At 70.2% G+C, this 21,921-nt stretch carries 22 protein-coding genes and 1 pseudogene; 17 read left to right on the top strand and 6 right to left on the bottom strand.

Going from position 1 to position 21,921, the window contains the following annotated elements:
- The first annotated feature begins 6 nt into the window (after positions 1-6).
- The 3 genes from rpsD (at position 7) to rplQ (ending at position 2,416) form a co-directional block, all read left to right on the top strand.
- Positions 7-633: a 30S ribosomal protein S4 gene (rpsD, locus tag ABIA35_RS38390; RefSeq protein ID WP_012785189.1), complete on the top strand. Its 627-nt coding sequence runs from the start codon at positions 7-9 to the stop codon at positions 631-633.
- 111 nt (positions 634-744) lie between these two features.
- The gene (locus tag ABIA35_RS38385; RefSeq protein ID WP_012785190.1) at positions 745-1,770 is read left to right on the top strand and encodes a DNA-directed RNA polymerase subunit alpha; all 1,026 of its coding nucleotides are present in this window, start codon (positions 745-747) and stop codon (positions 1,768-1,770) included.
- 121 nt (positions 1,771-1,891) lie between these two features.
- The gene (rplQ, locus tag ABIA35_RS38380; protein ID WP_370337365.1) at positions 1,892-2,416 is read left to right on the top strand and encodes a 50S ribosomal protein L17; all 525 of its coding nucleotides are present in this window, start codon (positions 1,892-1,894) and stop codon (positions 2,414-2,416) included.
- A gap of 73 nt (positions 2,417-2,489) precedes the next feature.
- Here rplQ and ABIA35_RS38375 read toward each other — a convergent pair whose 3' ends face one another.
- Positions 2,490-2,966: a hypothetical protein gene (locus ABIA35_RS38375; RefSeq protein ID WP_370361215.1), complete on the bottom strand. Its 477-nt coding sequence runs from the start codon at positions 2,964-2,966 to the stop codon at positions 2,490-2,492.
- A 66-nt stretch (positions 2,967-3,032) separates the two neighbouring features.
- Here ABIA35_RS38375 and truA point away from each other — a divergent pair, with 66 nt between their 5' ends.
- Complete coding sequence (gene truA, locus ABIA35_RS38370; RefSeq protein ID WP_370361214.1) at positions 3,033-3,887, top strand: tRNA pseudouridine(38-40) synthase TruA; 855 nt, start codon at positions 3,033-3,035, stop codon at positions 3,885-3,887.
- On the opposite strand, the gene ABIA35_RS38365 is transcribed toward truA, so the two are convergent.
- Positions 3,865-4,431, bottom strand: coding sequence for a DUF6886 family protein (locus ABIA35_RS38365; RefSeq protein WP_370337371.1), 567 nt, complete (start codon positions 4,429-4,431; stop codon positions 3,865-3,867). The genes truA and ABIA35_RS38365 overlap by 23 nt on opposite strands.
- 9 nt (positions 4,432-4,440) lie before the next feature.
- Complete coding sequence (locus ABIA35_RS38360; RefSeq protein WP_370337373.1) at positions 4,441-4,926, bottom strand: NADPH-dependent FMN reductase; 486 nt, start codon at positions 4,924-4,926, stop codon at positions 4,441-4,443.
- A 56-nt stretch (positions 4,927-4,982) separates the two neighbouring features.
- On the opposite strand from ABIA35_RS38360, the gene ABIA35_RS38355 reads away from it, so the two are divergent.
- The 4 genes from ABIA35_RS38355 (at position 4,983) to glmM (ending at position 9,352) form a co-directional block, all read left to right on the top strand.
- Positions 4,983-6,644, top strand: coding sequence for an ABC-F family ATP-binding cassette domain-containing protein (locus ABIA35_RS38355; RefSeq protein WP_370361213.1), 1,662 nt, complete (start codon positions 4,983-4,985; stop codon positions 6,642-6,644).
- A gap of 200 nt (positions 6,645-6,844) precedes the next feature.
- Entirely contained in the window at positions 6,845-7,288 is a 444-nt protein-coding gene (gene rplM, locus ABIA35_RS38350; protein ID WP_370337377.1) for a 50S ribosomal protein L13, read from the top strand.
- Between the two features lie 48 nt (positions 7,289-7,336).
- Positions 7,337-7,861, top strand: coding sequence for a 30S ribosomal protein S9 (rpsI, locus tag ABIA35_RS38345; RefSeq protein WP_370337379.1), 525 nt, complete (start codon positions 7,337-7,339; stop codon positions 7,859-7,861).
- 147 nt (positions 7,862-8,008) lie between these two features.
- Positions 8,009-9,352, top strand: coding sequence for a phosphoglucosamine mutase (glmM, locus tag ABIA35_RS38340; protein WP_370337381.1), 1,344 nt, complete (start codon positions 8,009-8,011; stop codon positions 9,350-9,352).
- Positions 9,353-9,492: 140 nt separating this feature from the next.
- Here glmM and ABIA35_RS38335 read toward each other — a convergent pair whose 3' ends face one another.
- Positions 9,493-10,812, bottom strand: a complete 1,320-nt coding sequence (locus tag ABIA35_RS38335; protein WP_370337383.1) for an ATP-dependent 6-phosphofructokinase — start codon at positions 10,810-10,812, stop codon at positions 9,493-9,495.
- A 231-nt stretch (positions 10,813-11,043) separates the two neighbouring features.
- On the opposite strand from ABIA35_RS38335, the pseudogene ABIA35_RS38330 reads away from it, so the two are divergent.
- The 7 genes and pseudogenes from ABIA35_RS38330 to ABIA35_RS38300 all read left to right on the top strand — a co-directional run.
- Positions 11,044-12,021 (top strand): annotated as a pseudogene (locus ABIA35_RS38330) (ABC transporter ATP-binding protein); the annotation flags it as partial.
- A gap of 247 nt (positions 12,022-12,268) precedes the next feature.
- Complete coding sequence (locus ABIA35_RS38325; RefSeq protein ID WP_370337385.1) at positions 12,269-13,225, top strand: ABC transporter permease; 957 nt, start codon at positions 12,269-12,271, stop codon at positions 13,223-13,225.
- On the top strand, positions 13,222-14,208 hold the full coding sequence (locus ABIA35_RS38320; RefSeq protein ID WP_370337387.1) for an ABC transporter ATP-binding protein: 987 nt from the start codon (positions 13,222-13,224) through the stop codon (positions 14,206-14,208). Before ABIA35_RS38325 ends, ABIA35_RS38320 begins: the two co-directional genes overlap by 4 nt.
- 13 nt (positions 14,209-14,221) lie before the next feature.
- Positions 14,222-15,016 (top strand): ABC transporter permease subunit, encoded by a 795-nt coding sequence (locus ABIA35_RS38315; protein WP_370361212.1) that lies wholly within the window; start codon positions 14,222-14,224, stop codon positions 15,014-15,016.
- Positions 15,017-15,044: 28 nt separating this feature from the next.
- Positions 15,045-15,884 carry a helix-turn-helix domain-containing protein gene (locus ABIA35_RS38310; protein ID WP_370361211.1) on the top strand — a complete coding sequence of 280 codons (840 nt, stop codon included), beginning with the start codon at positions 15,045-15,047 and terminating at the stop codon, positions 15,882-15,884.
- Between the two features lie 265 nt (positions 15,885-16,149).
- Positions 16,150-16,653 carry a SigE family RNA polymerase sigma factor gene (locus ABIA35_RS38305; protein WP_370337393.1) on the top strand — a complete coding sequence of 168 codons (504 nt, stop codon included), beginning with the start codon at positions 16,150-16,152 and terminating at the stop codon, positions 16,651-16,653.
- A 14-nt stretch (positions 16,654-16,667) separates the two neighbouring features.
- Positions 16,668-17,624, top strand: coding sequence for a hypothetical protein (locus ABIA35_RS38300; RefSeq protein WP_370361210.1), 957 nt, complete (start codon positions 16,668-16,670; stop codon positions 17,622-17,624).
- A 145-nt stretch (positions 17,625-17,769) separates the two neighbouring features.
- On the opposite strand, the gene coaA is transcribed toward ABIA35_RS38300, so the two are convergent.
- Entirely contained in the window at positions 17,770-18,756 is a 987-nt protein-coding gene (gene coaA / locus ABIA35_RS38295) for a type I pantothenate kinase (protein ID WP_370337397.1), read from the bottom strand.
- 85 nt (positions 18,757-18,841) lie between these two features.
- On the opposite strand from coaA, the gene glmS reads away from it, so the two are divergent.
- Both glmS and ABIA35_RS38285 read left to right on the top strand, forming a co-directional pair.
- Positions 18,842-20,731 (top strand): glutamine--fructose-6-phosphate transaminase (isomerizing), encoded by a 1,890-nt coding sequence (gene glmS, locus ABIA35_RS38290; RefSeq protein ID WP_370337399.1) that lies wholly within the window; start codon positions 18,842-18,844, stop codon positions 20,729-20,731.
- 26 nt (positions 20,732-20,757) lie between these two features.
- On the top strand, positions 20,758-21,108 hold the full coding sequence (locus ABIA35_RS38285) for a holo-ACP synthase (RefSeq protein WP_370337401.1): 351 nt from the start codon (positions 20,758-20,760) through the stop codon (positions 21,106-21,108).
- A gap of 148 nt (positions 21,109-21,256) precedes the next feature.
- Here ABIA35_RS38285 and ABIA35_RS38280 read toward each other — a convergent pair whose 3' ends face one another.
- Positions 21,257-21,898 carry a DUF1707 domain-containing protein gene (locus ABIA35_RS38280; RefSeq protein WP_370337403.1) on the bottom strand — a complete coding sequence of 214 codons (642 nt, stop codon included), beginning with the start codon at positions 21,896-21,898 and terminating at the stop codon, positions 21,257-21,259.
- Positions 21,899-21,921 lie beyond the last annotated feature (23 nt).

The following is a 21,921-nucleotide window of genomic DNA, read 5'->3' as shown; positions in this document are numbered from 1 at the left end:
ACAAACATGGCCCGTTACACCGGCCCCGACTGCAAGCGCTGCCGCCGAGAGAAGACCAAGCTCTTCCTCAAGGGCAGCAAGTGCGATGGCCCCAAGTGCCCGATCGAGATCCGTCCCTACCCCCCGGGTGAGCACGGCCGCGGTCGCACCAAGGAGAACGAGTACCTGCTCCAGCTTCGCGAGAAGCAGAAGACCGCCCGTATCTACGGCGTTCTGGAGAAGCAGTTCCGCGGTTACTACGAGGAGGCCAACCGCAAGGGTGGCAAGACGGGTGAGAACCTGCTCCGCATCCTCGAGTCCCGCCTGGACAACGTGGTCTACCGCGCCGGCTTCGCCAAGTCCCGCGACCACGCGCGCCAGCTGGTGCGCCACGGCCACATCCTGATCAACGGCCACAAGGCGAACATCCCCTCGATGCGGGTCACCCCGAGCGACATCGTCGAGGTTCGCAAGGAGAGCCTGGAGCTCACCCCGTTCGTGGTCGCCCGTGCCGAGGCCGGCGAGCGTGCCGTCCCGGCGTGGATCGAGGTCATCCCGTCGAAGATGCGGATCCTCGTGCACTCCCTCCCGGAGCGTGCTGTCATTGACACGCAGGTCCAGGAGCAGCTGATCGTCGAGCTCTACTCCAAGTAATCGGCAGTAGTAGTTCGAAACCTATAGGGAGTCCCTGCGCGGGACTCCCTATAGGGGCATCACCCCCGTGGTCGGCAAATAGCGGCCGACCCAGGCAATGGAGGTTCCACCGTGCTTATCGCACAGCGCCCCACCCTCACCGAGGAAATCATCGATGAGTACCGCTCGCGGTTCCTCATCGAGCCGCTGGAGCCGGGCTTCGGCTACACCCTCGGCAACTCGCTGCGCCGGACGCTTCTGTCGTCCATCCCCGGCGCCGCGGTGACGTCCATCCGGATCGACGGCGTGCTCCACGAGTTCACCACGATCCCGGGTGTGAAGGAGGACGTCACCGACCTCATCCTGAACATCAAGCAGCTGGTCGTCTCCTCGGAGATCGACGAGCCGGTGACCATGTACCTGCGCAAGCAGGGCCCGGGCACCGTCACCGCCGCCGACATCGCCCCGCCGGCCGGCGTCGAGGTCCACAACCCCGAGCTGATCATCGCCACGCTCAACGGCAAGGGCAAGCTCGAGATGGAGCTCACCGTCGAGCGCGGCCGCGGCTACGTCAGCGCGGTGCAGAACAAGCAGGCGGGCCAGGAGATCGGGCGCATCCCGATCGACTCGATCTACTCGCCGGTGCTGAAGGTCAAGTACGACGTCGAGGCCACCCGCGTCGAGCAGCGGACCGACTTCGACCGCCTGGTGCTGGACGTGGAGACCAAGCAGTCGATGCGCCCGCGCGACGCCGTCGCCTCGGCCGGTAAGACCCTGGTCGAGCTGTTCGGCCTGGCGCGCGAGCTGAACATCGAGGCCGAGGGCATCGACATGGGCCCGTCCCCGACGGACGCCGCCCTGGCCGCCGACCTGGCGCTGCCGATCGAGGACCTGGAGCTGACGGTCCGCTCGTACAACTGCCTCAAGCGCGAGGGCATCCACACCGTGGGCGAGCTCGTCGCCCGCAGCGAGGCCGACCTGCTGGACATCCGCAACTTCGGTGCGAAGTCCATCGACGAGGTCAAGGTCAAGCTGATGAGCATGGGCCTGGCCCTGAAGGACAGCCCGCCCGGATTCGACCCCTCGCTCGTGGTGGACAACCAGTACGACGAGGAAGAGGACCTGGACTCCGGCTACGCGGAGACCGAGGAGCTGTAAGGCTCCCCAGCCGGGCCGCCCCGCCAGGGTCGGCCCGGTTTCCGGCGCCGGGCACCCCGCCCGGCACCGGCTCAAGTTCCCGGGTACCTGACACGGCCCGAGACACCAAGGAGAAGAAGCAATGCCCCAGCCGAAGAAGGGCGCCCGCCTCGGCGGCTCCCCGGCCCACCAGAAGCTGATCCTGGCGAACCTCGCCAAGTCGCTGTTCGAGCACGACAGGATCACCACCACCGAGGCCAAGGCGCGCCTGCTGCGCCCCTACGCCGAGCGGCTGATCACCAAGGCCAAGAAGGGCGACCTGCACAACCGTCGCCAGGTCCTGGCCGTGCTCCGCGACAAGGACATCGTCTTCCGCCTGTTCGACGAGATCGCGCCGAACTACGAGAACCGCCCCGGCGGCTACACCCGCATCATCAAGGCCGGCAACCGCAAGGGCGACAACGCCCCCATGGCCGTGATCGAGCTGGTCGAGGCCCTCACCGTGCAGCAGACCGCGGTCCGCGAGGCCGAGGCCGCGACGAAGCGCGCGAGCAAGAAGACCGCCGCCCCGGCACCGGCCAAGGCCGAGCCCGAGGCCGAGGTCGTCGAGGAGGCTCCGGCCGCCGAGGCCGAGACCACCGAGGCTGAGGCTGCTGAGAAGGAGTAAGTCTCCTTCTGATGTTCGTGAGAGCCCGCCGTCTCTTCGGAGGCGGCGGGCTTTCGCGTGGGCGGGGGTGTGGTCAGTCTCCGGAGACGCCCCAGAAGGCGACCTCGGTAACGGTGCCGCTGTCATCGTGGAGCTGGACGCAGGCGCCGCTCCATCGGCCCTCGACTTCGACCCACCGACCCTCGCCGACCCGGTCGAAGTCGGCACGCGTGGGCTGGGCGGTGCTGAACAAGGCTTCGGCCTCGCCTGCGGGCAGGGGTGTGATGGGGCCGCGCGCGCCTACAGCGGACATGTCCAGGATCGAGTGGGTGCCGCTCGACGCGATGTCCGCCAGCTGGATGATCCGGGGGTCCTCGTAGTCGATCTCGTCCGGCGTCAGCGCGGCGATCTCTGCGAAGAGTCCTTCGAGCTCAGCGAAGGTGGCAGGCTTCGGGATCGAGTCGAACCAGAAGTAGTCACCCTCGTCGAATACCCGGCGGCGCAGGTTCGCCAGGGTCGTCGCCAGATCCGTGTCGAAGGGCTCTATGTAGTCCCATCCCGAAGCTCCCATGGCAGGGCATCCTGCCAGCGCCGACCGACAACGCCGACCCACAACCGCCTGCGCCACAATGGACCGATGAGCACCGACCCCGCCCCCGGCCATCTTCGCGTCCGCCTCGACCTGGCCTACGACGGCACCGCGTTCTCCGGGTGGGCCATGCAGCCCGGGCGGCGGACGGTGTGCGGGGAGCTCACCTCGGCGCTGTCCACGGTGCTGCGGCAGGACGTGACGCTGGTCGTCGCCGGGCGTACGGACGCCGGGGTGCACGCCAGTGGGCAGGTCGCGCATCTGGACGTTCCCGACGCGCTGTGGGGCGAGCACGAGGAGCGGCTGCTGCGGCGCCTGGCCGCCGTGCTGCCGGGGGATGTGCGGGTCTGGTCGGCGGCGCCGGCGCCGGCGGGCTTCGACGCCCGGTTCGCGGCCAAGGGGCGCCGCTATGCCTACCGTGTCACCGACGTCCCCTATGGGCCGCATCCGCTGCGCCGGAACGACGTCACGTGGCATCCGCGGGCGTTGGATCCCGTGCTGATGAACGAGGCGGCGGCTGCGCTGCTCGGGGAGCATGACTTCGCCTCCTTCTGCAAGAAGCGCGAGGGTGCCACCACCATCCGCTGCCTGACCCGCCTGGAGTGGACGCGCGAGGCGCCGACGTCGCTGACGCCCGGCGGGCTGCTGGTCGCCGATGTGCGGGCCGACGCCTTCTGCCACTCCATGGTGCGTTCGCTGGTCGGCGCGCTGCTGGCGGTGGGGGAGGGGCGGCGGCCGGTGGGCGATCCGGGGCGCATCCTCGCCGAGGAGGTGCGCTCGCCCGAGGTGAAGGTCGCGCCGCCGCAGGGGCTGACGCTGGAGGAGGTCGTCTATCCCGCCGACTCCGAGCTGGCCGCTCAGCAGGAGAAGACGCGGCGGATCAGGGTGCTGGGGGCGGACTAGCCGCACCGGCCGCCGGGGCGGGCCGGGCGTTCCGGAGCCGGATCCCGCTGAATCCCAGGGTCGTGGTGATCACCTGGTCCCAGAACGGCAGCAGCGTCGGGAGGACCCGGAGCTGGATGTCCGCCTCATCGAACAGCTCGAACAGGTCGCGCACGCGCTCCGCCGGCCCGAGCGGCACGACATCTGCCTCCGCCACATGTGCGTTCACGGGATCGCCGAACGGCCGGAACTCCTTAGCGTCGAGCCGGTACGCGTACAACTCCGTTGTCCGCATCCGCTCCAGCCAGCCGTACTCCACAGCGTGCACCCGCAGCCCGCCCCCGGGACCGATGATCCGCTCCCGGTCCTCCTCCGTGGTCTCCGGTGTCACCCATGCCATAGCGCGCGGACACTGTCGCGGAAACCAGTAGTCGGGCGAACGGTCGTAGGCGACCGCCCACACATACGACTCCGGCTGCCGCGCCGTGGCGGCGACGTGGGGCGAGAAGCGGGTGATCGTCGGGTCTTCCGAGAAATGCAGGACTTGGCCTGGTTCCGGTCGCATCCGTCTGTTCTACCGCAAGGCCTTCAGGACCGCGCCAATACGTTTTCCCGCATCGGGATCCGCTAGAGCGATCCGTACACAGGCGTCCTCCACAATCGCGGCACCGGTGTACTCCAGAACCGTCCGCAAGGTGGCGATGGCACCCTCACCGCGCCCAGGGTTCGCGGCATTGATCCACCCCGTCGGCTTGTCACAGATCTCGGTCCCGCCGACGGTCCAGTCCAGCAAGTTCTTAAAGGAACCCGGCAGTGTGCCCGCGTACTCGGGCGTAGAGACGAGAACCGCATCCGCCTCCGCTATAGCGCGGCGTAGTTCAACGACGGACTCGGGAAGCGGATCGGCGTCCAGATCCGGGTTGAAGTGAGGAAGCTCTCCCAGACCGTCATAGAACACCGCACTGTCCGGTTCCCCTACGACCTCCTGCACCAGCCGTAGCATGGCCTCGTTCGAGGACCCCTTGCGCACCGACCCGCACAGCAGCAGCACCTGAACCATGCCCCGACGCTATAACCACTCGCGCGACTAAGAAGGCCTGAGCGAGACTGCCACCTATGGGCCATATCGACGTCAACAGCCTCCAGTACCACCTCCCGGACGGCCGCATCCTGCTCGAGGACGTGTCCTTCCGGATCGGTGACGGCGACAAGGCGGCCCTGGTCGGCGCCAACGGGGCGGGGAAGACCACCCTGCTGCGGCTGATCGCCGGCGACATCGAGCCGACCGGCGGCGCCGTGGTGCGCTCCGGCGGGCTCGGCGTGATGCGGCAGTTCGTGGACCGCAAGCCGCAGGACGGCGAAGAGCCGCCGACCGTGCGCACCCTTCTGCTGTCCGTCGCGCAGCCCGCGCTCCAGAAGGCCGCGGCGGAGCTGGAAGCCGCGGAGTTGGCCATGATGGAGGACGACTCCGAGCCCACGCAGATGCGGTACGCACAGGCGCTCGTCGACTGGGGCGACGCAGGCGGCTATGAGGCGGAAACGCTATGGGACACCTGTTGCACCATCGCTATCGGCGTTCCCTATATCCAGGCTCAGTTCCGCCACGCCTCCACGCTCTCCGGCGGTGAACAGAAACGCCTCGTCCTGGAAGCCCTCCTGCGCGGCCCGGATCAGGTCCTTCTGCTCGACGAGCCGGACAACTTCCTGGACGTCCCCGGCAAGCGCTGGCTGGAAGAGGCCATCAACGAGACCGTGAAGACGGTCCTGTTCGTCACCCACGACCGTGAACTCCTGGCGCGCACCGCCAAGAAGATCGTCACCGTGGAGATCGGGTCCGGCGGCGGCATCGGCGGCTCCGTCTGGATCCACGGCAGCGGCTTCGCGAACTACCACGAGGCCCGCAAGGCCCGCTTCGATCGCTTCGAAGAGGTGCTGCGCCGTTGGGAAGAAGAGCACCGCCGCCTCAAGGACCTGGTGAACACCCTTCGCCAGCAAGCGAAGATCAGCCCCGACATGGCTGCCAAGTACCGCGCCATGTGCACGCGCCTGGAGAAGTTCGAGCAGGCGGGTCCGCCTCCGGCGCCGCCGCGCGAGCAACAAGTGAAGATGCGCCTTAAGGGCGGCCGCACTGGTGTCCGTGCCTTCGAGTGCGTGGACCTGGAGCTGAGCGGCCTCATGAAGCCGTTCTCCGCGGAGGTCTTCTACGGGGAACGCGTAGCGGTTCTCGGAGGGAACGGCTCAGGGAAGTCCCACTTCCTCCGCCTCCTCGCCGGCGAGGACATCGCGCACACCGGCAGCTTCAAGCTCGGCGCGCGCGTCGTCCCTGGACACTTTCGCCAGACGCACCGCCAGCCGGCGCTGGAGCAGAAGACTCTCCTGGAGATCCTGTGGGAGGAGTTCTCCTTCCAGCGCGACAACGCGGCCCCGACGCTCTCGCGCTATGCGCTGAACCAACAGGCGGAGCAACGCTTTGGCAATCTCTCCGGCGGACAGCAGGCGCGGTTCCAGATCCTGCGGCTGGAGCTGACCGGCTCCACGATGCTTCTGCTGGACGAGCCGACCGACAACCTTGACCTGATGTCGGCCGACGCGCTGGAGGCCGGTCTGGAGGCGTACCAGGGGACCGTGATCGCCGTCACGCACGACCGGTGGTTCGCCCGCGGCTTCGACCGCTACCTGGTCTTCGGCTCCGACGGCCGGGTCTACGAGGCGCCCGAACCGGTCTGGGACGAGCGCCGGCCGGACCGCAGGCCGGTCAAGTCGGGTGCGAAGTCATAAGCACCTCCTGCCATCGGGTAAAGTGGTGGCTTGGTGCATTCGACCCGCGCCCGTACGAGACCTTGACCCTGGCGTTGCATCCGGGGAAGAGCGGCAAGGTACGGCGAGGCAATATGCGCCTTTAGGCATGCCTTGTACTCACGACGACGGCGTGCTTCTTCACCGCGTAAACGTCTACGACACACGCCAGGAGCATTTCCGTGCGTACGTTCAGCCCCAAGCCCACTGACGTGCAGCGTCAGTGGCACGTCATCGACGCCCGTGACATCGTTCTCGGCCGTCTCGCCTCGCACACCGCGCAGCTTCTGCGCGGGAAGCACAAGGCGATCTTCGCGCCGCACGTCGACACCGGCGACTTCGTCATCATCATCAACGCCGAGAAGGTCCACCTCTCCGGCAACAAGCGCGAGGACAAGCTCGCGTACCGGCACTCCGGCTACCCGGGTGGTCTGCGTTCCGTCAAGTACGGCGACCTGATCGACAAGGACCCGCGCAAGGCCATCGAGAAGGCCGTCCGCGGCATGCTGCCGAAGAACTCCCTGGGCCGCCAGCAGCTGTCGAAGCTGAAGGTGTACCGCGGCGCGGAGCACCCGCACGCCTCGCAGAAGCCCGAGCCGTTCGTCATCACCCAGGTCGCGCAGTAGTCCCGGCCACTCCACTCTTCTTAGATTTCCCAGAAAGGAACTGTGGCTGTGACCGAGGTCGACACCACCACCACCGAGACCACTGACGAGTTCGCCGGCGAGGCGGGCACCGAGGAGGAGCTCACCGAGTACACCTCCGAGACCCCCGCGAGCGCGGCCGCGCCGGTCGTGCGCCGCACGGCCAGCACCTCGGGGCAGGGCCTGGGCCGCCGCAAGGAGGCCATCGCCCGCGTCCGCATCGTGCCGGGCACCGGTCTGTGGAAGATCAACGGCCGTACTCTGGACTCCTACTTCCCGAACAAGGTCCACCAGCAGCTGGTGAACGACCCGTTCAAGATCCTGGAGCTGGACGGCGCCTACGACGTCGTCGCCCGCATCGACGGCGGCGGCATCTCCGGCCAGGCCGGCGCGCTGCGCCTGGGTGTGTCCCGCGCGCTGAACGCGGCGGACCTGGAGAACAACCGGGCGGCGTTGAAGAAGGCCGGATTCCTCACCCGGGACCCGCGCGCCACCGAGCGCAAGAAGGCCGGTCTGAAGAAGGCCCGTAAGGCCCCGCAGTACAGCAAGCGCTAAATCACCGCCCGTCCGCGAACGGCTGCGGACCGCGTTGTCTACGAACGCCCCGGGAGCATCCGCTTCCCGGGGCGTTCGTACGATGTTTTCCCGGGAATATCGTTCCCTAGGGTTCCACCCTCCTGCCCCCTCTAGGAGCGCGCGCATATGACCAGGCTTTTCGGCACCGACGGCGTTCGCGGCATGGCCAACCGGGATCTGACAGCGGAACTGGCGTTGGACCTTTCGGTGGCCGCCGCGCACGTGCTCGGCGAGGTGGGGGCCTTCGAGGGGCACCGGCCCAAGGCGGTCGTCGGCCGCGACCCCCGCGCCTCCGGGGAGTTCCTGGAGGGCGCCGTGGTCGCCGGGCTGGCCTCGGCCGGCGTGGACGTCCTGCGCCTGGGCGTGCTGCCCACCCCGGCGGTCGCCTACCTGACCGAGATTTTGGGCGCCGACCTCGGCGTGGTCCTGTCGGCCTCGCACAACCCGGCCCCGGACAACGGCATCAAGTTCCTCGCCCGCGGCGGCGTGAAGCTCGACGACGCCCTCGAGGACGCCATCGAGGCCCGGATGAACGAGCAGTGGACGCGCCCCGTCGGCGCCGCCGTCGGCCGGGTCCGGGACTACCCCGAGGGCGGCGAGCGCTACATCGAGCACCTGCTGGGCACCCTCCCCAACCGCCTGGACGGCCTGAAGGTGGTCGTCGACGAGGCCAACGGCGCCGCCTACCGCGTCTCCCCGGAGGTGCTGCGCCGCGCCGGCGCCGAGGTGATCGCCACCCACGTCGAGCCCGACGGCCTGAACATCAACGACGACTGCGGCTCCACCCACCTGGCCAAGCTGAAGGCGGCCGTGATCGAGCACGGCGCGCACGCCGGCATCGCCCACGACGGCGACGCGGACCGCTGCCTGGCCGTCGACGCGGCCGGCGAGGAGGTCGACGGCGACCAGATCCTGGCGGTCCTGGCGCTGTCCCTGCGCGCCCGGGGCAAGCTGGCCGGCGACACCGTGGTGGGCACCGTGATGGCCAACTTCGGCTTCAAGCAGGCGATGCAGCGCGAGGGGCTGAACTTCGTCGAGACCGCGGTCGGCGACCGCTACGTGCTGGAGGTCATGCGCGCCGGCGGCTACGTGCTCGGCGGCGAGCAGTCCGGCCACGTGATCCTCACCGAGCACGCCACCACCGGCGACGGCACCCTGACCGCGCTGCACCTGCTGGCGCGGGTCGCCGAGACCGGCAAGCCGCTGGCCGAGCTCGCCGCGGTGATGACCAAGCTGCCGCAGGTGATGATCAACGTGAAGGACGTGGACAAGGCCCGGGCCGCGACGAGCGCGGAGCTGGCGCAGGCGGTGAAGGAGGCCGAGGCCGAACTCGGCGACAGCGGCCGGGTGCTGCTGCGGCCCAGCGGGACCGAGCCGCTGGTGCGGGTGATGGTGGAGGCCGAGGACGGCGAGGTGGCGCGGCGGCTGGCCGAGCACCTGGCCGGGGTGGTCAAGGCCACGCTGGGCTGAGGCCCGGCGGCGCGCGGCGCCACTGACTCGCACAAGCGTGTCAGTGGCGCGCGCTATACACGTACATGGGGGTGAATCGCCCTAACACAATGCCGGATGCCGGATGCCGGCGTTGCCCGCCCCCGCCCCGGCAGCCCCCCTCACAGCATCCGCTTGGGCTGCCCCGTCGTCTCCAGCACGTTCATCCAGAGCTGCCCGTGCGGGTCCACCACGTTCCGGCTCGCCGTCGCCAGCTCGATCGGCAGGTGCACCATCCGCCCGCTCCACTGGCCGACCACCATCGACGTGAAGCCCGCCATGCCTGCGTGCGTCGCGGCCTGCGCCAGGCGCGTGCAGTACACCGCGTCGAAGGCGTTCGCCGGGACCGAGCGGATCTCGTAGCCGGGGTCCACGTACCGCACCGACAGCGGCTCGTCCCCGAACGACTCGACGATCCGCCGCTTCAGCAGCGCCCCGATGTCGTTCAGCTTCGAGTTCCCCGAGGCGTCGGTCTGGTCCGAGGCCGGGAAGTGCTCCTGGCCGGCGCCCTCGGCGACCACGACCACCGCGTGTCCCTGCTGCTCGACCTTCTTCTTCAGCCGCGACAGGAACACGTCGACGTCGAAGGGGACCTCGGGGATCAGCGTGAAGTCCACGTCGTGGCTGGCCAGGGTCGAGTAGCAGGCGATGAAGCCGCTGTGCCGCCCCATCAGCTTCACCAGGCCGACGCCGTTCTCCGTCGAGGACGCCTCGATGTGCGCCGCGCGTATGGACTGCGCGGCCTGGCCGAACGCGGTGTGGAAGCCGAAGGAGCGGTCGATCCAGGGGATGTCGTTGTCGATGGTCTTCGGGATGCCGACCACCGCGATGCGCTCGCCGCGGGCGCGGGCCTCGTCGGCCAGCTTCTGGGCGCCGCGCAGGGTGCCGTCGCCGCCGATCACGAACAGGATGTTGACCCCGAGCCGGACCATCGTGTCCACGCCCACCTTGGGGTCCTGGTTGCCGCGGGAGGTGCCCAGGATGGTGCCGCCGCGGTTCTGGATGTCGGCGACCGTCTGCTCGGTGAGCTCCATCGGCTCCGAGCCGTCGGTGAGGCCCTTGAAGCCGTTGCGGAAGCCCAGGACGCGCTTGACGCCGTAGGCCCGCCCCAGGTGCAGGACCAGGCCGCGGATCACGTTGTTCAGGCCGGGGCACAGGCCGCCGCAGGTGACGATGGCGGCGGTGACCTCGGACGGCTCGAAGAACAGCTTCCGGCGCGGGCCGCCGGGGTTGAAGGCCGGCAGGCCGGCCACGTCCACGTCGCGCTTGTTCGCTATGCCCTGGACCACGTCGAGCAGGACCCGGTCGGTCTCGGTGACGTAGTGCCACGTCTCCTCGCGCTCGCCGAGCAGGTCGGCCAGCGGCGTGTCGACGGTGCGGTCTCCCAGGCGCGTGATGGCCAGATCATCGGAAGTGATGGTGAGAAGATCGGCCGTGTTCATGAGTTCACGCTAACAAGACTCAGCGGATCCGCCGCGACCGGTCCACCATCCGGCCCGCGCAGGCCGCGACGCCGATCGGACGCCGACTGGACGTCGATCGGACGCCGATCGGAGGGGGTGCGGGGGCTCCGGGCTACTCCCGGCGGGCTATGCCGTCATCCTTATGGCCTACGGGCATCGGCGACTTCAAGCTGAAGCGCGGCGGGCCCTCGGCTCTCTACCGTTGACACCATGACCACAGCCACGGCACCAACGGCCTCGCGGGGCGTCCCGGCCGCCTCCGCCGCCGTGATCGAGGCCTCGGGCCTCACCAAGCGCTACAACGGCGCGGCCCGGGGCGCGGTGACGGCGCTGGACGGCCTGACCCTGTCCGTCCCGGCCGGCGTCATCGGGCTGGTCGGGGCGAACGGCGCGGGCAAGTCGACGCTGATCAAGATCCTGCTCGGGCTGCTGTCCCCGACCTCCGGGTCGGCCGCGGTCCTCGGGTACGACGTCGTCGACCAGGCCGAGCGCATCAGGACCCTGGTCGGCTACATGCCCGAGCACGACTGCCTGCCGCCCGACGTGACCGCCACCGAGTTCGTCACGCACATGGGCCGCATGGCCGGCCTGCCCCCGACCGCCGCCAAGGAGCGGGCCGCCGAGTCGCTGCGCCACGTCGGCCTGCACGAGGAGCGCTACCGCCTGATCGGCACCTACTCCACCGGCATGAAGCAGCGCGTGAAGCTGGCCCAGGCCCTGGTCGGCGACCCGCGCCTGCTGCTGCTGGACGAGCCCACCAACGGCCTGGACCCGGCCGGCCGCGAGGCGATGCTGGACCTCGTCGAGCGCATCGGCGCCGAGTTCGGCATCTCCATCCTGGTCGCCTCCCACCTGCTCGGCGAGATCGAGCAGATCTGCGACTCCCTGGTCGCCATCGAGTCCGGCAAGCTCCTGCGCGCGGCCTCCATGTCGGCCTTCACCAAGGCCAGCGCGGTGCTGGCGGTCGAGGTCGACGAGGGCGCGGCGAAGCTGGCCGCGGCGCTGCGCGGCGCCGGGCTCACGCCGCACCGCGACGGCCGGGCCCTGCTGGTCCGCCTCGGCGCGACCGACGAGGAGTCCGACCGGGTGTACGACGCGATCCGGGACGCGGTGGCCGACCTGGGGCTGCCGCTGAACCGGCTGGAGCGGCGGCGGCACCGGGTCGAGGAGCTGTTCGCCGACGAGGAGTTCGACGAGTTGGACGGTCCTGACGAACTGGACGGTCCCGACGAGCGCGACGAGCCCGGCCTCGCCGCCGCAGCCCAGGGCTCCGCAGCAAACCCGGGCCCGGTCGCCGCCGCTGGAGCTGCTGGAGCTGCTGGAGGTCCCGCAGCCGCAGCACCTCCGGCATCGGCACCTGTCGCCGCCGCCGAAGCCGCAGCACCCCCGGCCCCCGCCGCCACAGCCGCCGAAGCCGCCGAGAGCGAGACCGACCATGAGTAGCGAAACCGCCACCGCCGGCTCGCCGTCCGGCGTCATCCACGACATCGGCTACCGCACCTACACCGGCGACCGCGTCGGCCGGCTGGGCATCGTCCGCGCCCTGTACTGGCACAGCCTGCGCTCGGCCTGGGGCCTGGGCCGCGGCCCGCGCGCCAAGATCGTGCCCTTCATGGCCCTGGTCATCATGTGCCTGCCGGCCATCGCCAACGCCTTCGCGGTCTCCCGGACCGGCGTGCACGCCATCCGCTACGACGAGTACATGTACAGCTTCCAGCTGGTCCTCGTCCTGTACCTGGCGGCCGTGACCCCGGAGCTGATCTCCCGCGACATCCGCAACCGCACCCTGCCGCTGTACTTCTCGCGGCCGCTGCGCCGGACCGACTACCCGATCGCGAAGGTCAGCGCGCTGATCACCGCGATGCTGGTGCTCACCGCGATCCCCGAGCTGCTGCTCTACGTCGGCACCATCGGCTCGCTGCACGGCGGCTCCGCCGTCTGGGCCGAGACGCGGGCCTTCATCCCCGGTCTGGAGCTGGCGCTGCTGTACTCCGTCGTGTTCAGCGTGCTGGCCGCGGTGCTGTCCTGCTACACCGGCCGCCGTGCCTTCGCCACCGGCGCCGTCGCGGTGTTCTTCTTCGGCTCGTGGGTCATCTCCTCGGCGCTGGTCCACCTGACCGGGTTCCGGCCGCACTACCACCACAACGCCGACGGCAGCGGGTACTTCGTGAACCCGGACTCGGTCGGCGCCGGCCCCAAGGCCTCCGGCCTGTTGAGCCCCGCCAACCTGCTTGAGGGGCTGAAGGAGTGGATCGTCGGCCGGGCCCCGAAGAACCCTGACGTGCCCTACCCCGGCGGCTTCGGCGTCGCGTACCTGGCCGTGGTCGTGGTGCTGTGCGCGCTGGCCTTCCTCCTCCTGATTCGCCGCTACCAGAAGGCGAGCCTGCTGTGACCATCGACGACATCCCCGTGCAGCGCGAGACCGCGCCGGCCCCGGTGCCGCCACCGCCGGGCGGCCCGGCCGAGATCGTGCTGGACAACGTGACCCACTGGTACGGCAACGTGGTCGCGGTCAACGACATCACCATGACCATCGGCCCGGGCGTGACGGGCCTGCTCGGTCCGAACGGCGCCGGCAAGTCCACGCTGCTGCACCTGGTCTCCGGCTTCCTGTCGCCCTCGCGCGGCACCGTCACCGTGGCCGGACAGACCGCGTGGCGCAATCCCGGCATCTACAAGGTGATCGGCCTGGTGCCCGAGCGCGATTCGGTCTACGCCTTCCTGACCGGCCGGCAGTTCGTCACCGCGACGGCCAAGCTGCACAAGCTGCCCGACATCGACGCCGCCGTGGCCCGCGCGCTGCACATGGTCGAGATGGACACCGAGGCCGCCGACCGCCGCATCGACACCTACTCCAAGGGCATGCGCCAGCGCATCAAGGTGGCCGCCGCGCTCGTCCACGACCCGCGCGTGCTGCTGCTGGACGAGCCCTTCAACGGCATGGACCCGCGCCAGCGCATGCACATGATGGACCTGCTGCACCGGCTCGGCGAGGCCGGCCACACCATCGTGTTCTCCTCGCACATCCTGGAGGAGGTCGAGCGGCTGTCCGGCACGGTGCAGGTCATCGTGGCCGGCCGGCTGGCCGCCTCCGGCGACTACCGCACCATCCGCCGGCTGATGACCAGCCGTCCGCACGTGTTCCAGGTCGCCTCCAGCGACGACCGGCGGCTTGCCGCCGCGCTGATCGGCCGGCCCTCGGTGAACGGCGTGGAGCTGAACCCCGCCGGCGGCCTGGAGGTGCGGGCCGGCGACTACGGCGCGTTCAGCCGGGAGCTGGCGGCCGTGGCGCGCGAGCAGGGCGTGCGGCTGCGCACGGTGCTGCCCGCCGACGAGTCGCTGGAGTCCGTGTTCACCTATCTGGTGGCGTCGTAAGGAGCTGACACAGATGTCTACCGTCTTCAACCCCACGATCGCCGCCATCACTTTGCGCGGCCTGCTGGGCCGGCGCCGCTCGCTGCTGATCGCGCTGCCCCCGGCGATCCTGCTGGCCCTGACCATCGGGCTGCGCGCCGCCACGAACATCAACAGCTCGCACGACTTCGGCTGGCCCGGCGTCGTCCTCGGCCAGATCGGGCTGGTCACGCTGCTGCCGCTGACCGCGATGATCATCGGCACCTCGGTGCTGGGCACCGAGGTCGACGACGCCTCGATCCTGCACCTGCTGGCCACCCCGGTCAGCCGGGCCACGGTGATGTTCACCAAGTGGATCGTGGCCTCCGGCGCGACCCTGGTGTTCGCCGTGGTGCCGATAGCGGCCGCGGCCTTCATCGGCACCTCCGGCTACGTCGACAACCCCGGCCCGCTGGACATGACGTTCACGCCGATCAAGGGCGACGCCAACGAGGCGGTCGGCGTCATCGTCGCCGCCGCGGTCGGGGCCCTGGTCTACAGCGCGTTCTTCCTGTTCCTGTCGGTGGTGACCAAGCGGTCGGTGGCCGTGACCCTGATCTACATCCTGGTCTGGGAGAGCCTGCTCACCCGCTATGTCAGCGGCCTGCGTCTGCTGTCCATCGGCCAGTACGAACTGGGCCTGGCCGACAAGATCGGGCACCTGCCGAACCTCGGCGCGAACCTCTCGATGAGCACATCGGTGATCATGTCCGTCGCGTTCACGGTCGTGGCGCTGGGCTACGGCACACGGCGCCTGCAGTCCTTCCGTGTATCAGGTGAGGCGGCCTGACACACACCTGCGGGAATAGGCTCCGCGCATGGAAAGCGTGCGTCGCGAGCCTGTTCCCGTTCTGCGCGGCCTCGTGCACCACTACCACGGTTTCCGCTTCCCGGACGTCGTCGAGCGCTCGCGCCTGGAGCTGCCCTGCGGCGCCGTCACGGTGCTGATCGCCTTCGCCGAACCGATCCGGATCGGCCTGGCCTCGGACGGCGGGACGCGGACCTTCCAGCGGGCTTCCTTCCTGTCCGCGGGCCGCGCGGTGGCCGCGATCGGGCGGCACCGCGGGCACATCCACGGCCTCGAGCTGACCCTCAGCCACCCCGGCGCGCACCACGTCCTCGGCCTGCGCATGGCCGAGCTGGCCGCCGGCTTCCCGACGCTCGGCGAGGTGCTGGGCCGCGAGGGCGAGCTGCTCGTCGAGCAGCTCGCCGGCCTGCCGGGCTGGGAGGCGCGGTTCGCCCGGCTCGACGCCTATCTGACCCGACGCGCGGCCGACTCCCGCGTCCTGCCGGCCTGGCAGGTGACGCGGGCCGCGCATCTGGTCGCGGCCGGCTGGCCGCTGCGCGACATCCAGCGGGACGTCGGCTGGGGCGAGCGGCATCTGCGCTCGCGGTTCCTGGAGCAGGTCGGGATGTCGCCGAAGGCGATGGCGCGGGTGCTGCGGCTTCAGGCCGCGCTGCGCGCGTACCTGGCCGGGTGCGGCTGGTCGCAGGCCGCGGTCCTGGCGCGCTACCACGACCAGGCGCACCTCGGGCACGACGTCAAGGCGATCACCGGGCTGACGCCGGGACGGTTGGCGGAGTTGCGGCGCGGTGCCCCACCGGGCTCCGCACTCGATCGGCTCCCCGGACGGGTGACCAGCGTGTTGTTGGGCTGACGCCGCGCCCGCGGTACCGGACGCGTCCGCCCCCGGCCGCGTCCGCCCCCCGGCACTCACGGCCGTCGCACTCTGATCCGAACCGAACCCGGCGCGGAGACCCTCCGTCTGTTTCCCACCGCCCCGGCGGCGGCCCACGCGTCAGGATCGCCGCCGCCGCGCGGCCGTGTCTTGTAGAAAACGGAGACATCCAGCTCACCGCTTCCAACCGATCCGACGGCCACGGCATTGAGTACTGGTGAGTCGGCCATGAACGGGAGGGTGGATGAGCGACGAGGAGGACTTCCGACAGTTCGCCGCGAGCCGCCAGAAGCAACTGCTGCGCAGCGCGTATCTGTTGTGCGGGGACTGGCACGGCGCCGAGGACCTGGTGCAGACCGCCTTCGGGCAGATGTACCGGTCCTGGCGCCGGGTCAAGCGCGTCGAGCATCCGGACGCCTACGCCAAACAGGTGCTGTACCGATGTCACCTGTCGGCGACGCGCAAGAAGCGGTTCGCGACGGTGCCGATCGACTCGGTGGCCGAACCGCTCGCGCCGGGCGACGGCTTCGGCGACGGCACCACCGGCGTCCTGCTGGAGGCGCTCGCCGGGCTTCCGGACCGGGCCCGGGCCGTGGTGGTGCTGCGGTTCTGGGAGGACTACTCGGTCGCGCAGACCGCCGACGCTCTCGGCATCTCGGAGGGGACCGTTAAGAGTCAGAGTTCGCGGGCCTTGGCGATGCTGCGGTCCCGGATCGGCGACTCGCTCAGTGACACCCGTCGAGACTGACGAAGGAGGAATCCATGACGGAGCATGAGCGCGATGATGTCAGGGCCCTGTTCCGGGGCGTCGATCTGGAGGACGTCCCCAGCACGCGCGACCTGATCGGCCCCGCGGTGGCTTGGGGGGACGGACGCCGCCGGCGCGACCGGTGGGCGGCTGCCGGGGTGACCGGCGCCGTGGCCGCGGTGGCCGTTGCCGGGGTCGTGGCGCTGCGGCCCGGCGGCGGCGGACCGGGATCGGTCGCGCCGGGCCGGGCCGTGATTTCGAGCTCTTCGAAGCCGGCCGCACCACCGACGACCGCCATCCAGCCTGTGCTGCCCCCGCTGTTCGGGACGATCCGCCAGCGCCAGCAGGAACTGCTGGACTCGCTGGACTCGTATCTCCCGGCCGGAGTCCGGATCGCCTGCCGGCACTTCGGCAACGACGACAACCTTTGCACGAGCCTGATTCTCACCGGTCCGGCCGGGACCAACAACGGACAGTGGGCCCCGGGCAGCCACAACTATCAGCCGCCGCCCGCCGACGCGAAGTACGACCACCCCCACACGGCGACCGCGGCGATCCCCCTGGTCTCCGGAACGGTTCAGGTGCCCGGCGGGGCCGTCCTGGTCACCTCGACCGACACCGAGGCGCAGCAGCCCTTGTCCGACAAGACCATGGTGGCCAACCCCACAGCACTGACTTTCCACACCGCGGTGTACGAGTTCATCCCCTCCGGCATCGCCCCGGCGTTCAGCATGCAGCTGACGGAGTTGGTCCGGGACATGCCCTGGAAGCCCGGCGCCGAGGTTCCCGACTCGCACGCCTTGTGGGGCTTCGACCAGAACGGTCCGCTGTTGAGCCCGCAGCAGTTCGGGACACTGGCGACTTCGCCGACCTTCGGAATGGTCTGCCAGCAGCTCGCGGACCTGAACCTGGAGGCGGAGGCGACGTCGTCCGGGGTGCCGTCGACCCCGCCGTCCACCTCGTCGCGCTGAGTCGCGCTGAGTCGCGCTGAGTCGCGCTGAGTCGCACTGAGGCGCACTGAGAGCCCGATGCGCGGGCCGGAACTCGACTTCGACCCGCGCATCGCTCTGCCCGGCAAGGGGACCGGGGAGGGACCAGGGAGCGATCAGGGAGCGATCAGGGCTTGCGCAGCCGTACCCGCTCGACCCGGTGATCAGCACCCTTCAGCAGCACCAGCCGCGCCCGGCCGCGGGTCGGCAGGATGTTGTCCATCAGGTTCCGCTCGTTGATCGAGGTCCAGATCTCCAGCGCCAGTCCGCGCGCCGCCTCGTCGGACAGCGAGGCGAACTTGTGGAAGTAGGACTGCGGGTCGCTGAACGCCGTCGAGCGCAGCGCCAGGAACCGGTCGGTGTACCAGGTCTTCAGGTCCGAGCGGCGCGCGTCGAGGTAGATCGAGAAGTCCAGGAAGTCCGACACCGCCAGCGAGGTCCGGCCGTCGGCCCGGGTGCGGGCCGGCTGCAGCAGGTTCAGGCCCTCCACGAGCAGGATGTCCGGCCGCTTCACCTCCACGCACTCGCCCGGGACGATGTCGTAGACCAGGTGCGAGTACACCGGCGCCTCCACCGCCTCCTGGCCGGACTTCACCGCCGACAGGAAGCGCAGGAACGCGCGCTGGTCGTAGGACTCCGGGAAGCCCTTGCGCCCCATCAGGCCGCGCCGCTCCAGCTCCGTGTTCGGGTACAGGAAGCCGTCGGTGGTGATGAGGCCCACTTCGGGGTGCTCCGGGCTGCGGGCGAGAAGGTCGCGCAGGGTGCGGGAGAACGTGGACTTGCCCACCGACACCGAGCCGGCGATGCCGATGACGAAGGGCGGCGCGGTCTCCGGCGTCCACTGCCCCTGCCGGTCCCCGCCGCCTGCGCCCGCGGCGAAGGAGGCGATGGTGCCGCGCAGCTCCGACGTGGCGCGTACGTACAGGCTGAGCAGCTGTGTCAGCGGCAGATAGACATCGCGCACCTCGTCGATGTCGGTGACGTCGAGCAGGCCGCGCAGCCGCTCGATCTCGGGCTCGGTCAGCGGCATCGGGGTCAGGTCCCGCAGGGCGGCCCACTCTTCCCGGCTGAACTCCAGGAAGGGACTGGGAGCAGACGGCGCGCTATTGGTCACCCGCCTAACCCTACCGACTGGTAGGCATGCCCCGAGTGGTCTGTACCAATCCAGGTCACCGGGCATACCACTATGCTCTGGACCCATGTGCGGAATCGTGGGTTACGTAGGCTCCCAGCAAGCCCTGGGCATCGTGATAGAGGGTCTGCGTCGGATGGAGTACCGGGGCTACGACTCGGCGGGCATCGCCGTGGTCGACCGGTCCGGCGGCGAGGCCGTGCTGGCCGGGGCCAAGAAGGCCGGGAAGCTGGCGAACCTGGAGAAGGAACTCGACGTCCGCCCCCTCCCGGCGTCGACCACGGGCCTGGGCCACACCCGCTGGGCCACCCACGGCGGACCCACCGACGCCAACGCCCACCCGCACTTCAGCGCGACCGACGGCGCCTACAGCGCCACCACCGGCAAGGTCGCGGTGATCCACAACGGCATCATCGAGAACTTCGCGCGCCTGCGGGCCGAGCTGGCCGGCCAGGGCCTGGAGTTCCTGTCCGAGACCGACACCGAGGTCGTCGCACACCTGCTGGCCCGCGACTTCGACGCGGCCGGCGACGGCGACCTGGGCGCCGCGATGCGCCGGGTCGTGAACCGGCTGCAGGGCGCCTTCACCCTGGTCGCCGTGCACGCCGACGCCCCCGACGTGGTGGTCGGCGCCCGCCGCAACTCCCCGCTGGTGATCGGCGTCGGCGAGGGCGAGGCGTTCCTGGCCTCCGACGTCTCGGCGTTCATCGCGCACACCCGCGAGGCCATCGAGATGGGCCAGGACCAGGTCGCCGAGGTCTTCCGGGACGGCTCGGTGAAGATCACCACCTTCGACGGCGAGGTCGTCGAGGGCAAGCGGTTCCACGTCTCCTGGGACGCCTCGGCCGCCGAGAAGGGCGGCTACGACTGGTTCATGCAGAAGGAGATCGCCGAGCAGCCGCAGGCGGTCGCCGACACCCTGCTGGGCCGGGTCAACGCCGACGGCAAGCTGAAGCTCGACGAGATGCGGCTGTCCGAGGACGAGCTGCGCGCCGTCACGAAGATCATCGTGATCGCCTGCGGCACCGCCTACCACGCCGGCCTGATCGCCAAGTACGCCATCGAGCACTGGACCCGGATCCCGGTCGAGGTCGAGCTGGCCAGCGAGTTCCGCTACCGCGACCCGATCCTGACCAAGGACACGCTGGTGATAGCGATCTCGCAGTCCGGCGAGACCATGGACACCCTGATGGCCATCCGGCACGCCCGCGAGCAGCACTCCCGGGTCCTGGCGATCTGCAACACCAACGGCTCCACGATCCCGCGCGAGTCCGACGGCGTGGTCTACACCCACGGCGGCCCGGAGATCGGCGTGGCCTCCACCAAGGCGTTCCTGACCCAGCTCACCGCCTGCTACCTGGTCGGCCTGTACCTGGCGCAGGTCCGCGGGGTGAAGTTCAACGACGAGGTGGCCGAGGTCCTGACCCAGCTGTCGGACTCCCCGGCGGCGATCGCCGAGACCCTGAACCGCATGGAGCCGGTCCGCAAGCTGGCCCGCTCCATGGTCGGCGCGCGCACGGTGCTGTTCCTGGGCCGCCACGTCGGCTACCCGATGGCCTTGGAGGGCGCGCTCAAGCTGAAGGAGCTGGCCTACATCCACGCCGAGGGCTTCGCCGCCGGCGAGCTCAAGCACGGCCCGATCGCCCTGATCGAGCAGGACCTGCCGGTGGTGGTCGTGGTGCCCTCGCCGAAGCGGCCGCTGCTGCACGACAAGATCGTCTCCAACATCCAGGAGATCCGGGCCCGCGGCGCCAAGACCATCGTCATCGCCGAGGACGGCGATGACGTGGTCGCCCCCTACGCGGACTTCCTGTTCCACGTCCCGGAGCTGCCGATCCTGCTCCAGCCCCTGGTGGCCACCGTGCCGCTGCAGGTGTTCGCCGCCGAGCTGGCGGACGCCCTGGGCTACGACGTGGACCAGCCGCGTAACCTGGCGAAGTCGGTCACGGTGGAGTAGGTCGAGCAGGTCGGATAAGGACGCGCATGATCCTGGGTGTGGGCATCGACGTGGTGGACGTCGAAAGGTTCGCGGCCTCGCTGGCCCGCACCCCGGCTCTGCGGGAGAAGCTGTTCACCCCCGCCGAGCGCGAGCGCGGCACGGCCTCCCTGGCGGCCCGCTTCGCGGCCAAGGAGGCGCTGGCCAAGTCCCTCGGCGCACCCCGAGGCCTGCGCTGGCACGACGGCGAGGTGGTGACCCTGCCCGACGGCCGCCCGGAACTGCGCGTCACCGGGACGGTCGCGGCGCTGGCGGAGTCGCGTGGGATCCGGACGTTCCACGTGTCGCTGTCGCACGACGCCGGGATCGCTTCGGCGGTGGTGATCGCCGAGGGGTGAGCTGGGGCTCTGCACGACACCCGGGATGCCTCACCGCCCCTGCCCGCCGAGCGGCTCTACCGCCCCTGCCCGCCGAGCGGCGCCCCCGGCCGCCCCGCGGGCCGCGTCCCCGACCGTCCGCCGGGCCCGCGCCCGGCCGGCCCCGGCCTCATCGCGGCAGCGACTGCTGACGGGCCCGCTGCGCCAGCCGCTCGCGCCGCCGCTGCGCGAACCGCGAGAGCCGCCGGACCCGCAGGTTCGTGTGCTCGGCCTGGCCGCTGATGGTGAGCCGGATCGCGTCGGGCGCGGCCGGCCCGAAGGCGGGCTGGCCCAGGTTGGCGTGCCGGGTCGCCAGTCCCGTGGTGTCCATCACCGTCCCGGCGGGCACCAGGATGCGCAGGTTCGCGTGCCGCACGTCCAGCACCACCTCGACCTCGCGGGCGCCGCTGAACACCGCCTCGGTGAAGTCCAGCAGGACGTTGCCGTGCCGCACCGTCACGTTCAGCTGCCGGGGCACCAGCCACTCGCCGCGCTTGTGTGTGTTCCCGTGCGAGATGGTGATGTTCTGCGAAGCCTGCGCCTCGGTCCGGCGCGCCGGGCCCGCCTGCTGCGCCGAGGGCGGCAGGTCCTTGGTGAGCCGGTCCAGCTCGCCGTAGGTCCGGGCGCTCATCGCCGCCTCGATGCGCTGGTCGAGCTCGTCGCCGTCGATGCGGCCGTCGCCGGCGGCCACCCGCAGCTGGTCGACGATGATGTCGCGGTCTTCGTGCGAGGCACGCATCTCTGCTCGCGGCAGCTCTTCCTCCCCTGACATGGCGGAGATCCTATCGAGGCCTG

The sequence above is a fragment of the Catenulispora sp. MAP12-49 genome, assembly GCF_041262705.1.
Lineage (GTDB): Bacteria > Actinomycetota > Actinomycetes > Streptomycetales > Catenulisporaceae > Catenulispora.
This window is presented reverse-complemented; position numbering and strand designations above follow the sequence as displayed.

Excerpts from the sequence above, each read along its gene's own strand:
- truA (WP_370361214.1), top strand. The coding sequence starts at position 3,033 with ATGAGCACCGACCCCGCCCCCGGCCATCTTCGCGTCCGCCTCGACCTG.
- glmM (WP_370337381.1), top strand. The coding sequence starts at position 8,009 with ATGACCAGGCTTTTCGGCACCGACGGCGTTCGCGGCATGGCCAACCGG.
- ABIA35_RS38335 (WP_370337383.1), bottom strand. The coding sequence starts at position 10,812 with ATGAACACGGCCGATCTTCTCACCATCACTTCCGATGATCTGGCCATC.
- rplQ (WP_370337365.1), top strand. The coding sequence starts at position 1,892 with ATGCCCCAGCCGAAGAAGGGCGCCCGCCTCGGCGGCTCCCCGGCCCAC.
- ABIA35_RS38285 (WP_370337401.1), top strand. The coding sequence starts at position 20,758 with ATGATCCTGGGTGTGGGCATCGACGTGGTGGACGTCGAAAGGTTCGCG.
- ABIA35_RS38305 (WP_370337393.1), top strand. The coding sequence starts at position 16,150 with ATGAGCGACGAGGAGGACTTCCGACAGTTCGCCGCGAGCCGCCAGAAG.
- ABIA35_RS38300 (WP_370361210.1), top strand. The coding sequence starts at position 16,668 with ATGACGGAGCATGAGCGCGATGATGTCAGGGCCCTGTTCCGGGGCGTC.
- ABIA35_RS38310 (WP_370361211.1), top strand. The coding sequence starts at position 15,045 with ATGGAAAGCGTGCGTCGCGAGCCTGTTCCCGTTCTGCGCGGCCTCGTG.
- ABIA35_RS38365 (WP_370337371.1), bottom strand. The coding sequence starts at position 4,431 with ATGCGACCGGAACCAGGCCAAGTCCTGCATTTCTCGGAAGACCCGACG.
- ABIA35_RS38280 (WP_370337403.1), bottom strand. The coding sequence starts at position 21,898 with ATGTCAGGGGAGGAAGAGCTGCCGCGAGCAGAGATGCGTGCCTCGCAC.
- ABIA35_RS38375 (WP_370361215.1), bottom strand. The coding sequence starts at position 2,966 with ATGGGAGCTTCGGGATGGGACTACATAGAGCCCTTCGACACGGATCTG.
- ABIA35_RS38325 (WP_370337385.1), top strand. The coding sequence starts at position 12,269 with ATGAGTAGCGAAACCGCCACCGCCGGCTCGCCGTCCGGCGTCATCCAC.
- rpsD (WP_012785189.1), top strand. The coding sequence starts at position 7 with ATGGCCCGTTACACCGGCCCCGACTGCAAGCGCTGCCGCCGAGAGAAG.
- ABIA35_RS38315 (WP_370361212.1), top strand. The coding sequence starts at position 14,222 with ATGTCTACCGTCTTCAACCCCACGATCGCCGCCATCACTTTGCGCGGC.
- ABIA35_RS38355 (WP_370361213.1), top strand. The coding sequence starts at position 4,983 with ATGGGCCATATCGACGTCAACAGCCTCCAGTACCACCTCCCGGACGGC.
- glmS (WP_370337399.1), top strand. The coding sequence starts at position 18,842 with ATGTGCGGAATCGTGGGTTACGTAGGCTCCCAGCAAGCCCTGGGCATC.
- ABIA35_RS38360 (WP_370337373.1), bottom strand. The coding sequence starts at position 4,926 with ATGGTTCAGGTGCTGCTGCTGTGCGGGTCGGTGCGCAAGGGGTCCTCG.